Below are 516 nucleotides of genomic sequence, written 5' to 3' on the forward strand. Positions count from 1 at the left end.
ATAGAAATACTTGTTGATGAGAACAACGGCCTTCTGGTCGATGGTCGGATCGATGACCCAGGGCACGACTGCACCGCCTCCTTGCGCGTCCGCCGCACGGCCGCTCACAATGCGCGGGGTCAGCCCGATGACCGACGGCAGTGCATTGATCGCAGTTTTCATCGCAATGGGAATTTTATACGCCGCCGTCCCGTATTCGTCATAGACATCGAGATCGAGGACAAGCGTGGAGATCGGCGACCCCGCCATCGTTCCGCCGATGAAATTGTACGTGCCCGACGCGGCGTTCGCATAGTATGTGCCAGTCGCCGCATCGAAGGAATACTGGCCGCCAGTTCCGACCAGCCGGAAGTATCCCATATACGTGCCGGCCATGCTGTTCTGAACGGAGCCGGACGGCACTCCCGGGTCGACGATGTTCAACCTGCCACCAGACGCGCCGGCCCCTCCCGCCCGGGCGATCAGCCTGGCGTCGATCTTCGATCCGCCGATGCCTCCGCTCGTCAACGTGATCTC

1 protein-coding gene is annotated in these 516 nt (G+C 61.2%); it reads right to left on the minus strand.

Going from position 1 to position 516, the window contains the following annotated elements; genetic code table 11:
- The coding region (locus tag AC1DS5_RS25645) for a hypothetical protein (protein WP_477721057.1) at window positions 1-423 on the minus strand (423 nt) is incomplete at its 3' end.
- Window positions 424-516: the final 93 nt, after the last annotated feature.

The sequence above is a fragment of the Polaromonas sp. P4_H1 genome, from assembly GCF_056400945.1.